The sequence below is a fragment of the Hydrogenophaga sp. FW305-3-2-15-A-LB1 genome (assembly GCF_058787875.1).
On sequence record NZ_JBYTAE010000041.1, the window covers coordinates 33,218 to 49,866 of the forward strand.

Consider the following 16,649-nt stretch of genomic DNA (forward strand, 5'->3'; position numbering starts at 1 on the left):
GGAGAGGAACATGACTGAATCGCTGCACGAGAGCCCGTCGGAGGGTGCTCCACTGGCCACTTTGCCGGCTGTGCCCGAGTTGACGCAACTGATGGTGCACCTGCTCAAGGGAGTGCTTTACCGTGAGGATGATGAGCGGTTGTGGGCGAGCTTCTTTCGTTTGCAGGCGCGGGTGCGAGAACAAGCAGCGGTGCTCCTGCTCGACCTGGTTCTTGATGAAGCCGAGGGTTACGCATTTCTCAAGAGCCGCCCCGACCCAGACGAGTCGGAGGGCGTACCTCGGTTGCCCCGGCTCGTCGCGCGGCGCCCCCTGTCCTACCCGGTGAGCTTGATGCTGGCGTTGCTGCGAAAGCGCATGGCAGAGTTCGACGCCGGAGGAGGCGACACCCGCCTGGTTCTATCGCGCGACGAGATGTCCGAGCTGATGCGGGTGTTCTTGCCTGATGGGACGAACGAAGCTCGGCTTATCGATCAAGTGGACGCAACCATCACGAAGGTGGTCGATCTGGGCTTTCTGCGTCGGCTCAAACCCGCAGCCGGCAGCGGGCTGGACAGGGGGAACTACGAAGTGCGGCGCATTCTGAAAGCCTTTGTCGACGCGCAGTGGCTGGCCGACTTCGACGCGCGGTTGGAGGTTTACCGCACGGCGCTGGCCGGCGCTGTCCCTGGCAAGCCCCAGACCGAAAGGGCGGCCGATGCTTGAGTCGCCTTCGCTGTCACTGGATTTTGTGGACGACAACACCCGGGTAGGATTTCGCTTGCATCAACTGGAGGTGCTCAACTGGGGCACCTTCGACAAGCGGGTCTGGCGATACAACCTCGAAGGTCGCAACGGCCTGCTCACTGGCGATATTGGTTCGGGCAAGTCCACATTGGTCGATGCCATCACCACGTTGCTGGTGCCTGCGCACCGCGTGGCTTACAACAAGGCTGCAGGAGCGGATGCTCGCGAGCGCAGCCTGCGCTCCTACGTGCTTGGTCACTACAAGAGCGAGCGCAACGAGGTCACCGGTAGCGCCCGACCCGTGGCGCTGCGCGATGCGTCAAGCTATTCGGTCATCCTGGGCGTCTTCCGCAACGAGGGTTATGACCAGGCGGTGACCCTGGCCCAAGTGTTCTGGTTGAAGGATCCTCAAGGCCAACCCGCTCGCTTGTTCGTGGCAACCGAGCGAGCGATGAACATCGCTGAGGACTTCGCCCACTTCGGCAGCGACATCTCCGCCTTGCGCAAAAAACTGCGCGCTTCGGGCTGTGAGTTGTTCGACAGTTTTCCGCCTTACTGCGCCTGGTTCCGTCGCCGTTTTGGTATTGAGCACGAGCAGGCATTGGAGTTGTTTCACCAGACAGTCTCGATGAAATCGGTGGGCAACCTCACCGACTTCGTGCGCAGCCACATGCTGGAGCCGTTTGATGTCGGCAGCCGCATCGAGGCCTTGATCCGCCACTTTGACGACCTGGACCGCGCCCATCAAGCGGTGCTCAAGACCAAACGACAGGTTGAGCTGCTGACACCCCTGGTCGAGGACGGGCGTCGCCACAGTGCCTTGGACTCGGAAATCCAGGGCTGGCGCGATGGGCGAGACGCCCTGCACCCGTATTTCGCAGGACTCAAGGTGGAGCTGTTGGATCGGCGGCTGGAGCTGCTTGAAGAGGACGCCTCCCGGTTTGATGTCCAGCTCGAACGTTTGGGCGCCCAGCGCGATACCGAGCGATCGGAAATCGCGAAGCTGGAGCGAGCCTTGCGTGAGAACGGTGGCAACCGCCTGGAGGAGCTGGCCGCCGACATTCGCCGCTTGGAGCAAGAAAAAGCTCAGCGCCAGCAGAAGGCCGATCGCCACATCACATTGCTGGCTCGCATTGACGAGATATCGCCAACCGACGAGGCAATGTTTCTCGATCAGCAACAAGCCATCGCTTCTCGCGCGGAAGGCTTGCGCGAACGCATCGCAGACTTGGACAACCGCGAGCGCGAGGAGGATTTTGCGTTTCGCAAGGGACGTGAAGAGCACACAGCCTTGTCCGAGGAGATCGACAGCCTTCAGCGGCGCAGGAGCAATATTGATGCTGCCCAGGTTCGCATCCGTGATGCGTTGTGCGCCGCACTCTCGATTGACGAAGGCGACCTGTCTTTCGCGGGTGAGCTGATCCAGGTGCGCGAGGACGAGCGCGAGTGGGAGGGTGCCGCGGAGCGGCTGTTGCGAGGCTTCGGCGTCGCGTTGCTGGTGCCGGACGCGCACTACAAGGCTGTTGCGGAATGGGTGGACAGGCAGCACCTGGGCGCGCGCCTGGTGTATTTCCATGTGCGACCGAAGAAGCCTGGACAGGGTGCCAGCCTTCATCCGCAGTCGCTGGTGAGAAAGCTCGTCGTTAAACCCGATTCGCCGCACTACGAGTGGCTGGAGCAGGAACTTCGCAATCGTTTTGATGTGGCCTGTTGCGATTCGGGGGAGCAGTTTCGCCGCGAGACACGCGCCATCACACGCTCGGGGCAGATCAAGGATCCGTCAGGCCGCCACGAGAAGGACGATCGCAGCCGCATCGACGACCGCAGCCGCTACGTGCTGGGCTGGAGCAACGCTGACAAGTTGCGGGCCTTGCGTGACCAGCGCGAGCGCCTGGAAGACAAGCTTGCCACACTGGGCCAGCGCATGGGTGAGATTGGCGATGCACGCTCGGAGCTGAATGGCCGACTGGAGACGCTGGCCCGCCTGGAGGAGTTCTCGCGATTCGCAGACATCGACTGGATGAGCCTGGCGCGACAGATCGCGACCCTCGCAGAGGAGCACGTGCGACTTGAAGCTGCGTCGGACACCCTGCAGGAGCTGGGCCGCCAGTTGAAAGAGGTTCAGGTCAGACTGAGCGAAACAGAGACCAAGCATGGCGATGCGTTGGGCAAGCGCGGCGAAGTAAGAGCCAAGCACACGGCGGCCGAAGATTTGCGGAATCTGGCCAGTGCTGTCTGTGATGCCGTGCCGCTCGATGGCTCCCGGGTTGATCGATTGAACGACTGGCGAGTTCAGGCACTCGGCGAGCATCAGCTCTCCGTGGAGTCCTGCGACAACCGCGAGCAGGACATGCGTCGATGGCTGCAGGAGCGCATCGACGCGGAGGACAAGCGCCTGGCACGTTTGACCGAGCGCATCGTGAACGCCATGCGTGGCTTCAAGGAGGAGTTCAAGGCAGAAACGGTCGAGATGGATGTGAGCCTGGCAGCGCTGCTCGAGTACGAACGGATGCTTGATGGTTTGAAGAGCGATGACCTGCCGCGGTTTGAAGCCCGCTTCAAGGAGCTCCTCAATGTCAACACCATCAATGAAATCGCCAACTTCAACGCTCAGCTTGCCCGCGAGCGGGAGACGATCAGGGAGCGCGTTGACCTGATCAATCGATCACTTCAGGTCATCGACTACAACCCCGGTCGCTTCATCGTACTGGTGGCGCAGCCCAGTCCTGATGCGGAGATCCGTGACTTCCAGCAGGATCTGCGTGCCTGTACCGAGGGTGCGCTCACGGGCTCATCTGATGAGCAGTATTCGGAGGCCAAGTTCTTGCAGGTCAAAGGGATCATTGACCGATTTCGTGGACGAGAGGGACTGTCGGATGCCGACCGGCGCTGGACCGCCAAGGTGACCGACGTGCGCAACGGATTCTTGTTTTCTGCAAGTGAGCGTTGGCGTGCTGACGGTGTGGAGCACGAACACTATTCCGACTCGGGTGGAAAGTCCGGTGGGCAGAAGGAGAAGCTCGCCTACACCGTGCTGGCCGCGAGCCTGGCCTACCAGTTCGGGCTGGAGTGGGGCGCCGTGCGTTCGCGGTCGTTTCGCTTCGTCGTCATTGACGAGGCGTTTGGGCGCGGCTCGGACGAGTCGGCGCAGTACGGACTTCGCTTGTTCCAGCAACTCAATCTGCAACTGCTGATCGTGACACCACTGCAAAAGATCCACATCATCGAACCTTTCGTGGCCAGCGTTGGCTTCGTCCACAACGAAGGAGGGCGGGATTCCAAGTTGCGCTGCCTGTCGATCGAAGAGTATCGCGCGCAGAAAGCGGAAATTCAGGGAGAAAGCCAGATAGCAGGAAGCGCCGAGATCAGAGCTGCTGGAGGCGCGGTGAAATGAACTGGACGAACACGGCAGACCTTCGCGCCCAGGTTCAGCGCTTGTGGGATCGAGGGGACTTGCTGCGATCTTCGGTTTCGAGTTCTGTGATCTGGCCCGTACGTCTGTCGCTGAAGGTGCCCAGCGCAGGCGATCTCTCTGATCGCTTCGAGGCCGTGCGGGACTGGTTGAGTGCCTTCGCCGCCACTCCTCATGTGCGGATTGAGTGGCGAGATTGGAACCATCGGGTACAGGGAAGCCAGCGTCTGCCGTCTGCCGTTTGGATCGACACACTTCAGTCGGCGTTGGCTTTGATCGGCAAAACCAGTCAGGCACAACGCTTCGAGGCGATGTGGCAACGGACCGCGATCGCGCAACCCCGGCTGCTGGATTGGATGTCCCGGCGTCCGCTGCAGGCTCTGGATCTGATCGATCGGTGGGATCGCCTCTTGGCGGTTGTTGATTGGCTGCAGGCCTATCCACGTCCCGGCGTCTACCTGCGGCAGGTGGACGCGCCCGGGGTGGACAGCAAATTCATCGAGGCCCACCGGGGGGTGTTGACCGAGCTGTTGGACTTGGCGCTGCCGCCCGAGGTGATCGACAACAGTGCGAGCGGGACATCGCAGTTCGCCCGCCGTTTTGGCTTCCTGGACAAGCCGGTGCGGATCCGGTTCCGATTGCTCGATCCAACCCTGCCCAGCTTGTCGGGTTGCCAGGGGTTGCCGGACATCACGCTGGACGCTTCGAGCTTCGCTGCGCTCGCGCTGCCTGTTGATCACGTATTCATCACGGAAAACGAGACCAATTTTCTCGCCTTCCCGCCGGTGGCGAGAGCCATCGTTGTGTTTGGTGCGGGCTACGGCTGGGAACCGTTGGCGCGCGCTGCATGGCTGCACCGAAGCCACTTGTACTACTGGGGTGACATCGATACCCATGGCTTTGCCATCCTTCATCAGCTGCGTGGCCACTTTCCCCACGCATTGTCTTTCCTCATGGACCGCGAGACGCTGCTCGCACATCCTTTGCAATGGGGCGAGGAGACTGAGCCTGCACGCCACGAGCTGTCGAGCCTGACGGTGGAGGAGGCTGCGGTTTATGACGAGCTGCGCTTCGATCGCATCCAACCCAGGTTGAGATTGGAGCAGGAGAGGATCGGATTTGGGTGGTTCTCAGTTCACCTCAACCGTATGTCCTCGGAGTTGCAGAGAACGACGTCACAGTTCTCGTGAGGTTGGTGCTGATCTCGATGACCCGGCCTTCTCAGCCGATTTGGGGTGGCAGGGTCTTGGCCTTGACGTCCATGGCCCACCGATGAAGCGAGTGGGTTGGCCAGCGATGACCGACAAGAAAATCTGTCCTGGGTCTCTTGACTCCGATGCTTTGTTTGAGATTCTGAAGAGAGGCAGCCGAGTGCGCCTCTGTTCATAAACCAACCAAAGCAATTGACCACCATGAGAATCATTTCCTCCTGCCGCTCGAGCCTGACCACATTGGGCGTCGCAGCTGTGCTGAGCGCATGTGGCGCTGGATCGAACGGTTACCCCTCCTCAGAAGACGTTAAGGCGTGGCACTCCAGGACGGCTAGCAATGGCTACGTCAAGCTGCGCACAGTTGAAATCACGGACCTCGACTGCACAACCCCATCCAGCAAGGAGATGGAGCAACTGACCCGTGCGGCTGCCTTCATGGGCTCAAAGGCTGAAGAGGCGATCAAAGGGGCCGTCAAATGCAGCTACACAGTCAACGCCTCGTTCAGCGGAGTTGACAAGCCGTTTCTCAAGACCGAAGGCTACGAGGTGAATGGTCTCAAGCTCAAGAACCAAGGGTTCATGCGTGTGCCCAAGGGCGACGGCCTCGAGTGGCAGGGCAGTACACGTCGGCTTCCAAAGACGGCGGGGTGACCGGGTGCTTTGATGCAAGAGTCGTCCTCGCTTTCCATCCGCAGCCTCGAAGAGCGGCCGGCATCATGGCCGTGCTACAGGTCAGTGATAGTCGTCTTCAAGTTGATCACACACTGCCGTGACGACCGCATCTGAAGCCGTCTCGCGCCAACTCACGCTCAGGTACGAAGTCGAAGAGACGCTCGAGATCTGCCTCAACCCCGCGAGTGAATCGAACCCGAAAGCTCACTCCTGGGTTTTCGCGGTGCGGTTGCGCGCTTCATCGAGCTTGCGCTGCAACTGCTCAATCACGGTATCGGCATTGACATACTCGCCGGTGCGGTGGGCTTCGTCTCGGGAACGCATGCCTCGCGCGATGAATTCCGCCTGGACACGACGGTGCTGGACACCCGCGCGCACCGATGCTTCCACGAGTTCTGACAGGGTTTCGCCCCGGCCGAGCACCGACTCCACCTCGGCGCGAAACTCAGGATCAACGCGAACAAACGGGATGGTTGCGGTCTTCATGATGGCAATGTATTGCAATTGCGCTTCAACTTGGTGGGTGTTCCGACGGCCAGCCTTGGAACAACCCTGCACCGCGCTAGCCACAACCAATGCCTGTTTGGGGTGCACTGGAGCGCGGTTTTATGTTCTTGAAACTGCAATTCGGCGACATGTCCTGGCGTTCATGTCGCCGAAAACGACATGAATCCGTACACGTGTCGCAAGTTTCAGAAAAGGAGAACATGTTTTGCTAAAACAACTTCATCAGGTGCCGGGTGGTGCGCGCCGGTTTTGTCGGCATTTTTTGATGACATGCTTCCCGATCTTTTTGTGTCGTCGGTTTGGGGTAACTGCTGTGCACTGGCGGGCTACTCGGTGCCTTGCAGCAGATTGCCTTGCCTGCTCAGCGGTGGCCAGGTCCTGGCCATCGCTCGGGTTTCGTACCAGCGGTGCATGGCCGCGTCTTCCACGGCGTATTCCCCTCGGGCCGATTTCCACACCAGCGCCGGCATGCGCTGGCGCAGGGACTCCAGCGCGTTTTGCGCCTGCTGCGGTGTCACCGCCTTGTCGCGCCCGGTCTTCTCGCGGTAGAAGCGCAGCGCTTCGGCGTCATACGGCCTGAACCGAGGGCCTTGCTCCAGCATGCGCCACAGCACCGCCTGCTCCAGCGGCTTCAGGCCCAGGTAATCTGATTCCATCTGGCCTTCATCGTCCTGCTGGCGCTGCGCAGCGGCCTGCAGCATGGCGGGCTCAAAGCGGCCCGTCAGCGCCGCCAGCGGGCTGAGCACCTGGCCCAGCGCTTCCATGAAGAACTGCGGCCTGCTGCCAAAGCCTTCAAATGCCGCCTGCAGCGTGGCCTGGTCCACCGGTGCCAACTCCGGGCGCTGCGCTTCGATCAGCTGCACGATGTGTGCAATGAAGTCTTGCCCCAGTGCCGGCATGGTCTTGATCTGCGAGCCATAGAACGGCGAGCCGTTGGTGTTCACCAGGCGCAGCAGCTTGTCGCGGTCCGAGCCCGACATCACCAGCATCAGGTTCACCACGCCTGGCCGGTTCAATTGGTCGCGGGCCGACTTCAGCGCTGTCATGGCCGCCTCGCCTGCCTCGCTGGTCAACGCGTGCTGGGCTTCGTCAATCACCAGCGCTACTTGTTTGTTTGCGGTTTCGTGCAAGGCGCGCAAGGCGTCCACCAACGTCAGTCCGTCCAGCTTGCCGATGCGGCTGGTGTCTACGTCTAGCCAGCCGGCCAGGCTCACTTTGTTCAGCCCGGCCTTCTTGGCGGTGCGTGCGACCATACCCAGATGGGGTTGCAGGGCGCGGCCAATGGCATCGGCAATCAACACCCCGGGGTCGCGCGTGGCATCGGCCCAGAGGTCCACGTACACCACCACCACGCCCGCTTTCTCGAGCGCCGGACACAGGTCTCCACGCAAGAAGGTGGTTTTTCCGGTGCGCCGGGGCGCGGCCAGAAACAGGCCGTTCTGGGCGTCGCCAAAGGCGGTCTTGCCCTGGAGTTGGTGCACCAGTTCGTCGGCCAGGGCGGTGCGGGGGTAAGCGATCATGTTTATCCCGTTTTATTTTGATTTGGATAATTTATCAAAATCAAAATAAAAGTCAATAAAAGAGTGACGCTACGTCGAACCAGCCAAGTACAGCCGGTCGGTGGGGTTTTCCTCGATGGCGCACGTCATGCTGTCATCAACTCTGACAGCGAGGGTGGTTGAAAATCCTGATGGAGCGTTCTCGAGAGTTGCTTGGCCAGCATCATGTGGCGTGGTTAGCCTAAAATCTGTCCTAAGGACAGATTTTAGGCTAACCACGTAAGCATCACAAACAAGCAATATTGCGATCGAAGCACAATGTATGTAAAATTAACGTCCTCAGGACGTTAATTTTACATACATTGACAGGTAACAAGAAAATTTCAAAAGCCGTCATCGCTCCTGCAGAGGGCATTGCAGACCGATTGGCGACGTGGGAGCGGCCGGTCGTCACCGACTATGAGCTGGGCGCTCTGCTGTGTGCAGCGCTGCCAGCTGCGGATGCAGCCATCGAGCCTGGCGTGTACAAGGCCATTGTTGACCGTTTGAGTTCCTTTCACCTGATCTCGCCGGCCAAGGAGTTCAAGCCTGGGGCGGTGTTCCAGTTGTTTGGCCGCCCCAAGCCCTCCGCCATGGAGGTCGCGTGTGCGGTGGATCCATTTGCCTGTGTAACCCACCTCAGTGCGATGGAGTTTCACGGTCTCACGGATCGCTTCTCCAAGATCCTTTACCTGACGACCCCCCCAGACAAGGAGTGGAGAGAGCAGGCTCAAGAGAGGATGGCCAGGGATCTCGGCCAACACATGGCGGTGCACCGCGCAGCCAGGCTGCCGATGTTGCGGTACTTGGGCTTCGAGCGTGTTGAGGGTGTGCGTGTCGAGTTGATGCGGCGCTCCAGCCGCGGGGCATTCAAGGCCATCAAGTCTCCGTCCATCCGAGTCGCCATGGTCGGCAGGGTGTTTCTGGACATGGTGCGTGAGCCCGACAACTGCGGGGGCATGCAGCACGTGGTGGATGCCTACCGCGAGTACGGCTCACAGTACCTGTCCCTCATCCTGGATGAGATCGATCGTCACGGCAAGCCCATCGAGAAGGTGCGAGCTGGCTACCTGCTGGAGGCGGTTTGCAGAATCCAACATCCGCGCATCGACGGCTGGAAGGACTTTGCACAGCGGGGCGGCTCGCGCATGCTGGATCCCCAGGGCGAATACGCCCCGACGTTTTCTGAGACTTGGAAACTGTCGATCAATGTGCCTTCGTTGTTGACTGATGGCCGCGACGGGGAAGGGCAGGCTGGAGAAGACCTGGCCGGGGAGGGCACTTGAGGCCGTTGAACGAGGTGGATATGGAAGCCTGGGTGCAGCAGGCCCCCGACAAACCCCAGAGAGGTTTTCGGGAGGCGGTGCACATCATCCTGGAGAGCATCGGGCGCTCCCAGCACCTGCACGCCAGGATGGTGATGAAAGGCGGACTGTTGATGGCCATCCGCTACGACAGTTCGCGCTACACCCGTGACATCGACTTCTCCACGACCGCGCCCTATGTCGCCCTGGAGGCGCAAGAGCTGATCGCCGACCTGGAGCAGCACCTGGCGGCGGCTGCAGACCGCTTGCCCTATGCGACAGCGTGTCGTGTGCAGTCCAACAAGATCGAGCCCAGGGGCGAGAACAAGACCCACCAGACACTGGCGCTGAAGATCGGCTACGCCGACATGGGCAGCGAGAGTGCGATGAAACGCCTTCTTGCTCGCAACTCCGCTCAGGTGGTGGAAATCGACTACAGCTACAACGAGGTTGTCTTCGGGGTGGAGGTGCTGCAGCTCGATGGCGGCACCACCATCCAGAGCTACAGCCTGCACAACATCGTCGCCGAGAAGCTGCGCTCCTTGCTGCAGCAGCCGGTTCGAAGGCGCAACCGTCGCCAGGATGTTTACGACGTGTGTCTGCTGTTGGACTCGCCCGACTTGGTCGATGCGTTGGGAGCGCCGGAGCTGGCAAGCATTCACCACATGCTGGTGGACTCGTGCCGATCCAAGGGAATCGAACCCGGTCCGCTGTCGATGGACGACGAGGCGGTCGTGCGCATGGCACGGCAAGGTTACGAGGGGCTCAAGGACGATGTCGCGGGCGATCTCCCGAACTTTGACGAAGCCATGGCCCGGGTGCAGGGACTGTACCGCTCACTGCCGTGGCAGTAGGAAATCCGGCGAACGTTTGCCTGTTGTTTGGTCGATGGTGTTGAAAACACCGATTATCGAAACTGGACCCCCCAAAACCTCCTAGAGCGGAAATCCTGCTTCTTTCGCAAAGAAGCGCGCCATTCCTGTGTACTGCCGATCAGATCGGCACATTCTTTCGACTTGGAGTTTGGCGATGTTCTTCGCTTCTCGTGTCCCCTGTTGCCACACGTACAGCGCGAACTGAAGCTCGTTGTAGACAACAAATCTGCTCCGAGTAAGTGTCTCGCGGTTCAGGCCGAGATACTCGACCGCAGCGTTGACCGCGCGCTTGGCACGGGGCTTGGCGTTGGTAGGGGCAACCAGATGTACTTCTTCGTTGACTTCTGACACTGCCCAAGCAAACAGCTTCTCCGGATCCTCCAAATACGGGTTGGGCAGGTCTGAGTCCTCAGTGAACCACTTCTTCAGTAGCTCGCTGTCGGTGACAGTAGCGGGATCAGGGCAGATGCGCGCAATCAACCTCTTGAGCGCAGCGTCTTTTGGAAGTGCCTTGGGAAGCTTGGGTGCCTTCAGCATCCTGGCGCTCACTGGAAACTTGTCGCTCTTGTAGGTCTGGTTGCACAGCTGACAAGAGAAGTTGTAGTTGTCGACACAGAGGGCCAGCCACCAGTAGATTGATTTCGGCCGGAAATGCTCTACATCGCCGTGTGCGACCTTCTCCGTGTCTGATTCGCAGTAGGCGCACTTGCCGAAACTTTCGGTTTTAAGAACTTTCTTGGTCTTGGACCAATCGCCAAGGGCCCCCTTGAATTCAAGGGAATCTCCGTCCCGGATGCGGGCCGCCACCAAGTTGACGAGTTTGGAGAAAAGTTTCTCTCCAGTGAAGTCCGGGTGAATCTGGTCCCTGGTACGGGTGAGCTTAATCATGAGATCTCACCTCATCTCAAGGCGCTGCGCGCTTGGTTGCAGACTTGACTGCAGCCTTTGTGGCCACAGATTTCTTGGTAGTTGACTCTGTCGATCGCGGCTTCGCTTTACTTGCTGGTGCAGGCGAGCGCATCGGTGTCGCGCGCAGCCTGGGTTGCGCCGCGTGGCTTGCAGGCAGGAGGCGACTGAGGGTTCTCTGCACCGCCATGGCAGAGGCAAGCGCCGGCACTTCTGCAGAGGGCAGGGGGGTCGTGCCTTTGAGCTCCTGTGCAATTTCGTCGAGACGTTTGATGACGGATGACGACCGCTTGCTTCGAGCGAGCTCAATGGTGCGCGCCTCTTGGCGCAAGGCCGCAACCTTTGGCGAGTCCAGCGTCTCCAGGCCGATCAGCGGCGAGAGGAAAAGTTCGGACAGTCGCAGTTTGCTCGGGTCACCTTTGAACTCGATGAGAGTGGGCGGACTTGCCCCTTCGCGCTTGATGACGAATAGCTCACCCTCTCCACATTGCTGGATCGACAAAGGTGAATGAGTGGTTGCGATTATCTGGAGATTCGGGAAAGCTCGGTTGAGGAAGTCGACGAAGCTTCTTTTCCAGACAGGGTGTAGATGCAAGTCCATCTCATCAATGATGAGCACACCGCGAGAGTGCAATGGCGATTTCCAGTCGCTGAAAGTCTCGGTCATTCGATACAAGATGTCGCCCGCCCAGGCCGCCATCGCTTGATAACCTTCAGAAAGATTGCGTAGCCTGACCTCTCCATCCTGCGTGTTCATCCAGATGGCGAACTCCTTCTTGTCGATGCGGCTGAAGGACATCCCGGGCAGTAGTGAGCCCAACGCTTCGGCAATTACCTTGCGGCCCTCTTTCCCCTCTCGGTAGTCGAGTTCGAACGCCCATTGTTCGACGCTCATCAGTTCGGAGGCAGCTGAGAAAAGGGTGCCAATGTTGTCGGCCCGACTGATGCGCGCACGGCGCCCGGATTTTGATGAATTTAGAGGGTCGGGTGGTCGCCTGAACGCCCCGTATCCAGCGACGAAATAGTTGCGGTCTGCCTTGTCGATTGCTGCATCCAGCAAAGCCAAACCCTTTTGATTGCGGCGTATGACGGAGTCGCGGCGGTCACCGCGATGTATCTCAAGCAGAAGTTTGCGTGTCTCTCCCTGGGCAGTCGTTATCTCCGCTCGCACTCGTGCGATCTTGGCGCCGTTGCGCACCCAAGCGTCCGGGTCCTCCAGTAGCTCTGCCAAAGCATCAGATCCGGCGAGTACCAGGCCGATAGCCTTGAGGACTGTGGACTTACCACAGCCGTTCTCCCCGAGTAGGACGGTCCAGCGGCGAGTTTGCGTTTTCGTGCCGAAGTCGAGCGTGAGCTCTCGAATGGCGCGCAGATTCTCAATTTCTATTCGTCTCAGGTACATGGCGGCTCCAAAATGGAAAGAGACCTTGAGGTTGAGCTACTGTGACTCGTGGTGGGCGCCCAAGCAGACTTGAACGGTAGTGGCGCCGTAAGTCGTCTTGTGCACGCGCAGGTCCTCGGCATCGGCTGGCTGTTTCATTTAGTCTTCAACGGAACCGAGAGATCCGGGCGCATCACCGAAAAGGCCCGGGCTCATAATGGACCGGAGAATGTCGCGGTGTGGAAAGAAGCCTGGCCGTCCCAACCCCGGCACGCCCGAAAACTCGATTGGCTTCAATATCTCGGCTGTTGCATCGGCCACCTCTTCGTTCTCCAAGACGATGATTTGGCCGTTGCCCGACCAGTTCGAAAGCCAGGCGTAGAACTTGTCGGTCACCCTCGCCAGAGGAACATCTGTGCTCTCTTGAAATCTTGGGTCCGCGTAGGCTTTTAGTGGCGAGTCAATAACGACCACTCCTAAGTGGGGATGGCCTTCCTGCAGTGCATGCTCCATCAGCGCGATGACAAGTGAGGACAAGTAGAGCGCTCTGCGGCCAGCGCCGTAGCTGAGGCGAGGGCGATCATTTATGACAAGGTCGCACTCCTCTGCGTCAAGCGCGATGTTCTCAATGTCCGCGAAGCCCCACGACTCAAGAAGTGCCTTGGAGCGATCTGCGACTGCACGTCCGTGCGTTCCACCGTCTCGGTTGACGACCAGCCTTTTTCGCACACTCGACGCCTTTAGCCTGGCGATTTCAGCGGTCACTCGCTCCACCTCATCGAAGATCGCCAATTGAGCTGTGAGATCGCTCCGACGGAAAGCCAGTGTCTTCGGGTCAGCATCGAATTCGATTCGCGAGCCTTCTATCGCGAGGGCCTCTTGTCTCTGAAGGCCGTTCAGGAGCTGGGCCACACGCTCTGCTTCAACCCTCAGAGTGTCATACCTTTGCGTTTCGCGAAGCAAGGCCGAAAGCAAGCCAGAGCGCAAGCTGCGAATCTTGTCGGCCTCTGCGGCTATTGCCACTCGGTATTTGGCCGGCGCGGCTGGCGTGAGATCTTGCGGGTCCACCTGCATTTCCGTCGGCGTTCCGCAAAGAGGACACGGCACGCTTGGCAACTCCTGGAAGAAAGCTACGCCCTCGTTCGTGGCCCCCAATCTCGCCAAGTCATTCGAGTACTTCTGCTCCAGCAGCTCAAAGCGAGCGACCATCGACTTGGCATGATTGCGTGCGTTGGCAATGCGCGTCAAGACGTCGGAGGTGTCCGCGATGTCTCGCCTCATCTGCTTTAGCAGCGTGGAGCGGGCCTCGTACTGAGTCGTCATTGCCGCCAGCGTTCGGTCTACCCGTTCAAGTGCATCCGTGACATCCTCGCGCTTTACGTCATCGGGCAAGCCCGCCTTTGTTCGCTCCAGCGCAGCTTCAGCGGAGGTCAATTGCCCCTTGATGCGGTCGACCTCAGCCTTGGTTTTATTGACTTGTATCGCGGCGTCGTCAGTGCCACTCAAAAAGAGATTGAACGATGAGATGCGCTTGGTGGTCGCGTATCCCTGTCCACTTGTTGGGTCCTCACCAGGAATTTCTGTTTGGGACCAAAGGGACCAATGACGCAGGTCGTCTCCAGTGACGGGACCGCGGTCACTTTGGTTGCGCAGAATCTGTTTTCCTGCGGCCTTGGAGAGCTTGACGAGAAGATCTCCGAGATCGTCTTCAAGCGGTTCGAAAGCGGATGCATCAGGATTGTTGAGGGGCCGGTGGTAGATGGCCTCGCCTCCTCCAGAGAGCCCTCTGCGAACCTCATACTGGTTTCCATCGGCAGCTAGTCGAAGTTGCAGCTGTTGATAGCCTTCCGCCAAGGGGATGCCTTTGGGTGGTTTCTCCCCGCCCAACATGTACCAGAGGCAGTCGCGGATATAGGACTTGCCCGTTTCGCTCGGGCCTCGGATGACCTGTCGCTTAGCGTCGAAAGGAATCTCGGCATCCTCGCGGTCGACGCCAACAGCTTTGAGAGTGGTCAGGATGATGGCCATGTTTCCTCAATCGCGAACGACGGCCTCTAGCTCGGCGCCCCAAAGATGGCCGCTCGCGGCAAACTCAGTGGTGAGTTCCTGAGACTCTGAATGTGAAAATCGCTCTGCCACCCAGAAGCAGCGGCTCTCGAGATCTCGCAAGTAGCGAGAGGTGAGCGTGGTCGTCAGGGTTCGCGCAACGTCACCAGCAAAATAGGTGATGCCTTGCTCGCTCCAGGTCGCTGTCACGAGCCCCCGCGTGCTCATCAGATAAAGGCCTTGTTCGATGAGCTCGCGTCGACTAAGCAGCTCTGCGCCTCGGAAGGGTACCGGAGTGTGCAAACTGCTTGGCCCATTGAGATCTGCCGAGTAAACCACTGCGTAGTCGAGCAGCACGAGTTTTTGAAGGTCCGCTCCGCGTGGAGATAGCGCTTGCAGCAGATAGACCATTCGTAGGCCGAGTTCGAATGGCGAGTTAAAGGCTGCAGGGGCCTTGCGCTTTACTTGACCCACGATAGCTGCCCTCTGTTAACAAGGTGATGGCACGTGCCTGGCAGATCGCCCGGCCTGAGTTTTGATGCGAGTACGCTGTCGTCAACTCTGAGCTTTGAGACTTCGCTGGTCCCCTTGTCTAGACGCTCCAGGCCAGTCCTCAGCGAGGGACTGTTCACCAGTGGCCTGATGCCTTTGCGCACCATCGCGAGCAGGTCATCAAACTCTTCCTCGCCATAGAGGTCGCGGCTGAAAATCTTCAGGCCCTCAGCGCAGTAGAAGAGAGTCCTTTGGTCTTGAAAATGTTCTTGGTACCTGCCAGGTGCCATCACATCGTCAGACGTCAATAGTTGCCCACATTGTTCGCCATAGGCCTTGAGCAGTTGCTCCACGTACACATGCTCGTCAGGACTGAGAGACGCAGGTGCGTCAGGGTCATTTTGGCGCTGTGCTTCCATACCGAACAACTTGTGATGCGCACTGCGGTCTAGCGCGTGCCATTCGATGAGGTCGCGCGTTTGACACTCTCGGATCTTTGCGAAATCGAACTCGTTAATCAATTTCGAAAGTGGTGCTGTCAGCTCAGCCGATCGGCCCTTGAATCCAGTCTTTCCTTGCCTCCAATCGCTCAAAAAGCGCCGCTTGAACTCGGAGGGGTTGTTGATCATGTTGCCAAGATCATTGCCGACACCTTTGGGCGCACAGAATAGGTAGTAGCGTGGGCGAGGGTACGTCTTGGCTTCCAGTTGCTGGAAGAACTTGGCTAACTCAGGGAAGGCGTTGGTTGGTGTCAACCCAGTCGCGTAATGCTTTGCTTGGTAGAGGTCCCATCGGTCTTGAGTGAGCGTGGTGTCAAGTCGCGCTTCAACATCTCGTCCACCATCACCCGCGCCCCCCAAGCGCTTGACAAAGGCATAGCGAACCAAGCCCTCCAGCGGGCGCAGTCGGCATGCCGCCTCAATAAACTCTTCCCACTGCGCAGGTGAAAAGTGAATAACCTGAGAAGACGGTGGAATCACCCCGCCTTTCACCCCAAATTGATTCTTGCGCGCGCGGCGACCTTCGGCTTTTGATGCCATTTCTGCAGGCGTCCTCGATGAAAGAGTGACTTCGCGCCCAGCCCTCCCCAGGCACAGCTAATGTGGCTAAGTGTAACAAAGCAGCGGAGGTTGGTGGCACCATTTGCGCAGCTGCTTGCAGCGTATCGCGGTTCGCGCAGACTCGCGCCAAGGTGGCAACAGGGCGCCGAACAATCTTTACGCCAGGCTTCCAAAGTTCGCTGAGCGCAGGCTGCACAGACAACCTAGCGGCTCCGCTCCGTGGGGCTAGCCGGTATCCTTGCGCGAGGAATGGAATATTCAGCTTGACCGAGCGCTATGAAGATGCGCGGCAAGCATTCAAAGATGGAGGGTAACTTGGCCACAACGCAGAGAATCCGAGTGATGTTGTCCAGCCGCTGCCTGGTGAACTTCTCTCCAGATCAGCAAGTGACCCTAACGGAGGTCCGCCGCGCTCTGAAAAAGGACATCGAAAGACAGAAGCTTGGGCTGCTGCCGGTTCCGTTGACACCGACCTAAGCTTCTTGAGCTTTCTCGAACTGTACGGGACTGAGATACCCGA

The 16,649-nt window shown here is 59.2% G+C and carries 13 protein-coding genes; 6 read left to right on the plus strand and 7 right to left on the minus strand.

Annotation, left to right across the window (positions count from 1 at the left end; all coding sequences use genetic code 11):
• The first annotated feature begins 10 nt into the window (after nt 1-10).
• The 4 genes from AC3WPZ_RS14165 (at nt 11) to AC3WPZ_RS14180 (ending at nt 5,998) form a co-directional block, all read left to right on the plus strand.
• Nucleotides 11-703, plus strand: a complete 693-nt coding sequence (locus AC3WPZ_RS14165; RefSeq protein WP_492440164.1) for a DUF4194 domain-containing protein — start codon at nt 11-13, stop codon at nt 701-703.
• Entirely contained in the window at nt 696-4,118 is a 3,423-nt protein-coding gene (locus tag AC3WPZ_RS14170; protein WP_492440166.1) for an ATP-binding protein, read from the plus strand. Before AC3WPZ_RS14165 ends, AC3WPZ_RS14170 begins: the two co-directional genes overlap by 8 nt.
• The gene (locus tag AC3WPZ_RS14175; RefSeq protein ID WP_492440168.1) at nt 4,115-5,326 is read left to right on the plus strand and encodes a DUF3322 domain-containing protein; all 1,212 of its coding nucleotides are present in this window, start codon (nt 4,115-4,117) and stop codon (nt 5,324-5,326) included. Before AC3WPZ_RS14170 ends, AC3WPZ_RS14175 begins: the two co-directional genes overlap by 4 nt.
• A 222-nt stretch (nt 5,327-5,548) precedes the next feature.
• Nucleotides 5,549-5,998, plus strand: a complete 450-nt coding sequence (locus tag AC3WPZ_RS14180; RefSeq protein WP_492440170.1) for a hypothetical protein — start codon at nt 5,549-5,551, stop codon at nt 5,996-5,998.
• Between the two features lie 225 nt (nt 5,999-6,223).
• Here the strand turns inward: AC3WPZ_RS14180 and AC3WPZ_RS14185 are convergent, their stop codons facing one another.
• Complete coding sequence (locus AC3WPZ_RS14185) at nt 6,224-6,523, minus strand: YlcI/YnfO family protein (RefSeq protein ID WP_492440172.1); 300 nt, start codon at nt 6,521-6,523, stop codon at nt 6,224-6,226.
• A 329-nt stretch (nt 6,524-6,852) separates the two neighbouring features.
• Entirely contained in the window at nt 6,853-8,046 is a 1,194-nt protein-coding gene (locus AC3WPZ_RS14190; RefSeq protein ID WP_492440174.1) for an ATP-binding protein, read from the minus strand.
• 281 nt (nt 8,047-8,327) lie between these two features.
• Here AC3WPZ_RS14190 and AC3WPZ_RS14195 point away from each other — a divergent pair, with 281 nt between their 5' ends.
• Nucleotides 8,328-9,350, plus strand: coding sequence for a type IV toxin-antitoxin system AbiEi family antitoxin domain-containing protein (locus AC3WPZ_RS14195; protein ID WP_492440176.1), 1,023 nt, complete (start codon nt 8,328-8,330; stop codon nt 9,348-9,350).
• 20 nt (nt 9,351-9,370) lie between these two features.
• A complete protein-coding gene (locus tag AC3WPZ_RS14200) occupies nt 9,371-10,222 on the plus strand; it encodes a nucleotidyl transferase AbiEii/AbiGii toxin family protein (protein WP_492440178.1) in 852 nt (283 codons plus the stop codon).
• A gap of 81 nt (nt 10,223-10,303) precedes the next feature.
• Here the strand turns inward: AC3WPZ_RS14200 and AC3WPZ_RS14205 are convergent, their stop codons facing one another.
• The 5 genes from AC3WPZ_RS14205 to AC3WPZ_RS14225 form a co-directional block, all read right to left on the minus strand.
• Nucleotides 10,304-11,131: an HNH endonuclease family protein gene (locus tag AC3WPZ_RS14205; RefSeq protein ID WP_492440180.1), complete on the minus strand. Its 828-nt coding sequence runs from the start codon at nt 11,129-11,131 to the stop codon at nt 10,304-10,306.
• Nucleotides 11,132-11,147: 16 nt separating this feature from the next.
• Nucleotides 11,148-12,551: an AAA family ATPase gene (locus AC3WPZ_RS14210; protein ID WP_439606906.1), complete on the minus strand. Its 1,404-nt coding sequence runs from the start codon at nt 12,549-12,551 to the stop codon at nt 11,148-11,150.
• A 138-nt stretch (nt 12,552-12,689) separates the two neighbouring features.
• Nucleotides 12,690-14,558, minus strand: a complete 1,869-nt coding sequence (locus tag AC3WPZ_RS14215) for a P-loop NTPase family protein (RefSeq protein ID WP_492440183.1) — start codon at nt 14,556-14,558, stop codon at nt 12,690-12,692.
• 6 nt (nt 14,559-14,564) lie between these two features.
• Nucleotides 14,565-15,050: an ABC-three component system middle component 2 gene (locus AC3WPZ_RS14220; RefSeq protein WP_439606908.1), complete on the minus strand. Its 486-nt coding sequence runs from the start codon at nt 15,048-15,050 to the stop codon at nt 14,565-14,567.
• Nucleotides 15,038-16,108: an ABC-three component system protein gene (locus AC3WPZ_RS14225; protein WP_492440185.1), complete on the minus strand. Its 1,071-nt coding sequence runs from the start codon at nt 16,106-16,108 to the stop codon at nt 15,038-15,040. Before AC3WPZ_RS14225 ends, AC3WPZ_RS14220 begins: the two co-directional genes overlap by 13 nt.
• Nucleotides 16,109-16,649: the final 541 nt, after the last annotated feature.

Bases quoted from the DNA above. Each gene is read 5' to 3' on its own strand.
- AC3WPZ_RS14165 (WP_492440164.1), top strand. From the start codon at position 11: ATGACTGAATCGCTGCACGAGAGCCCGTCGGAGGGTGCTCCACTGGCC.
- AC3WPZ_RS14170 (WP_492440166.1), top strand. From the start codon at position 696: ATGCTTGAGTCGCCTTCGCTGTCACTGGATTTTGTGGACGACAACACC.
- AC3WPZ_RS14175 (WP_492440168.1), top strand. From the start codon at position 4,115: ATGAACTGGACGAACACGGCAGACCTTCGCGCCCAGGTTCAGCGCTTG.
- AC3WPZ_RS14180 (WP_492440170.1), top strand. From the start codon at position 5,549: ATGAGAATCATTTCCTCCTGCCGCTCGAGCCTGACCACATTGGGCGTC.
- AC3WPZ_RS14190 (WP_492440174.1), bottom strand. From the start codon at position 8,046: ATGATCGCTTACCCCCGCACCGCCCTGGCCGACGAACTGGTGCACCAA.
- AC3WPZ_RS14200 (WP_492440178.1), top strand. From the start codon at position 9,371: ATGGAAGCCTGGGTGCAGCAGGCCCCCGACAAACCCCAGAGAGGTTTT.
- AC3WPZ_RS14205 (WP_492440180.1), bottom strand. From the start codon at position 11,131: ATGATTAAGCTCACCCGTACCAGGGACCAGATTCACCCGGACTTCACT.
- AC3WPZ_RS14210 (WP_439606906.1), bottom strand. From the start codon at position 12,551: ATGTACCTGAGACGAATAGAAATTGAGAATCTGCGCGCCATTCGAGAG.
- AC3WPZ_RS14215 (WP_492440183.1), bottom strand. From the start codon at position 14,558: ATGGCCATCATCCTGACCACTCTCAAAGCTGTTGGCGTCGACCGCGAG.
- AC3WPZ_RS14225 (WP_492440185.1), bottom strand. From the start codon at position 16,108: ATGGCATCAAAAGCCGAAGGTCGCCGCGCGCGCAAGAATCAATTTGGG.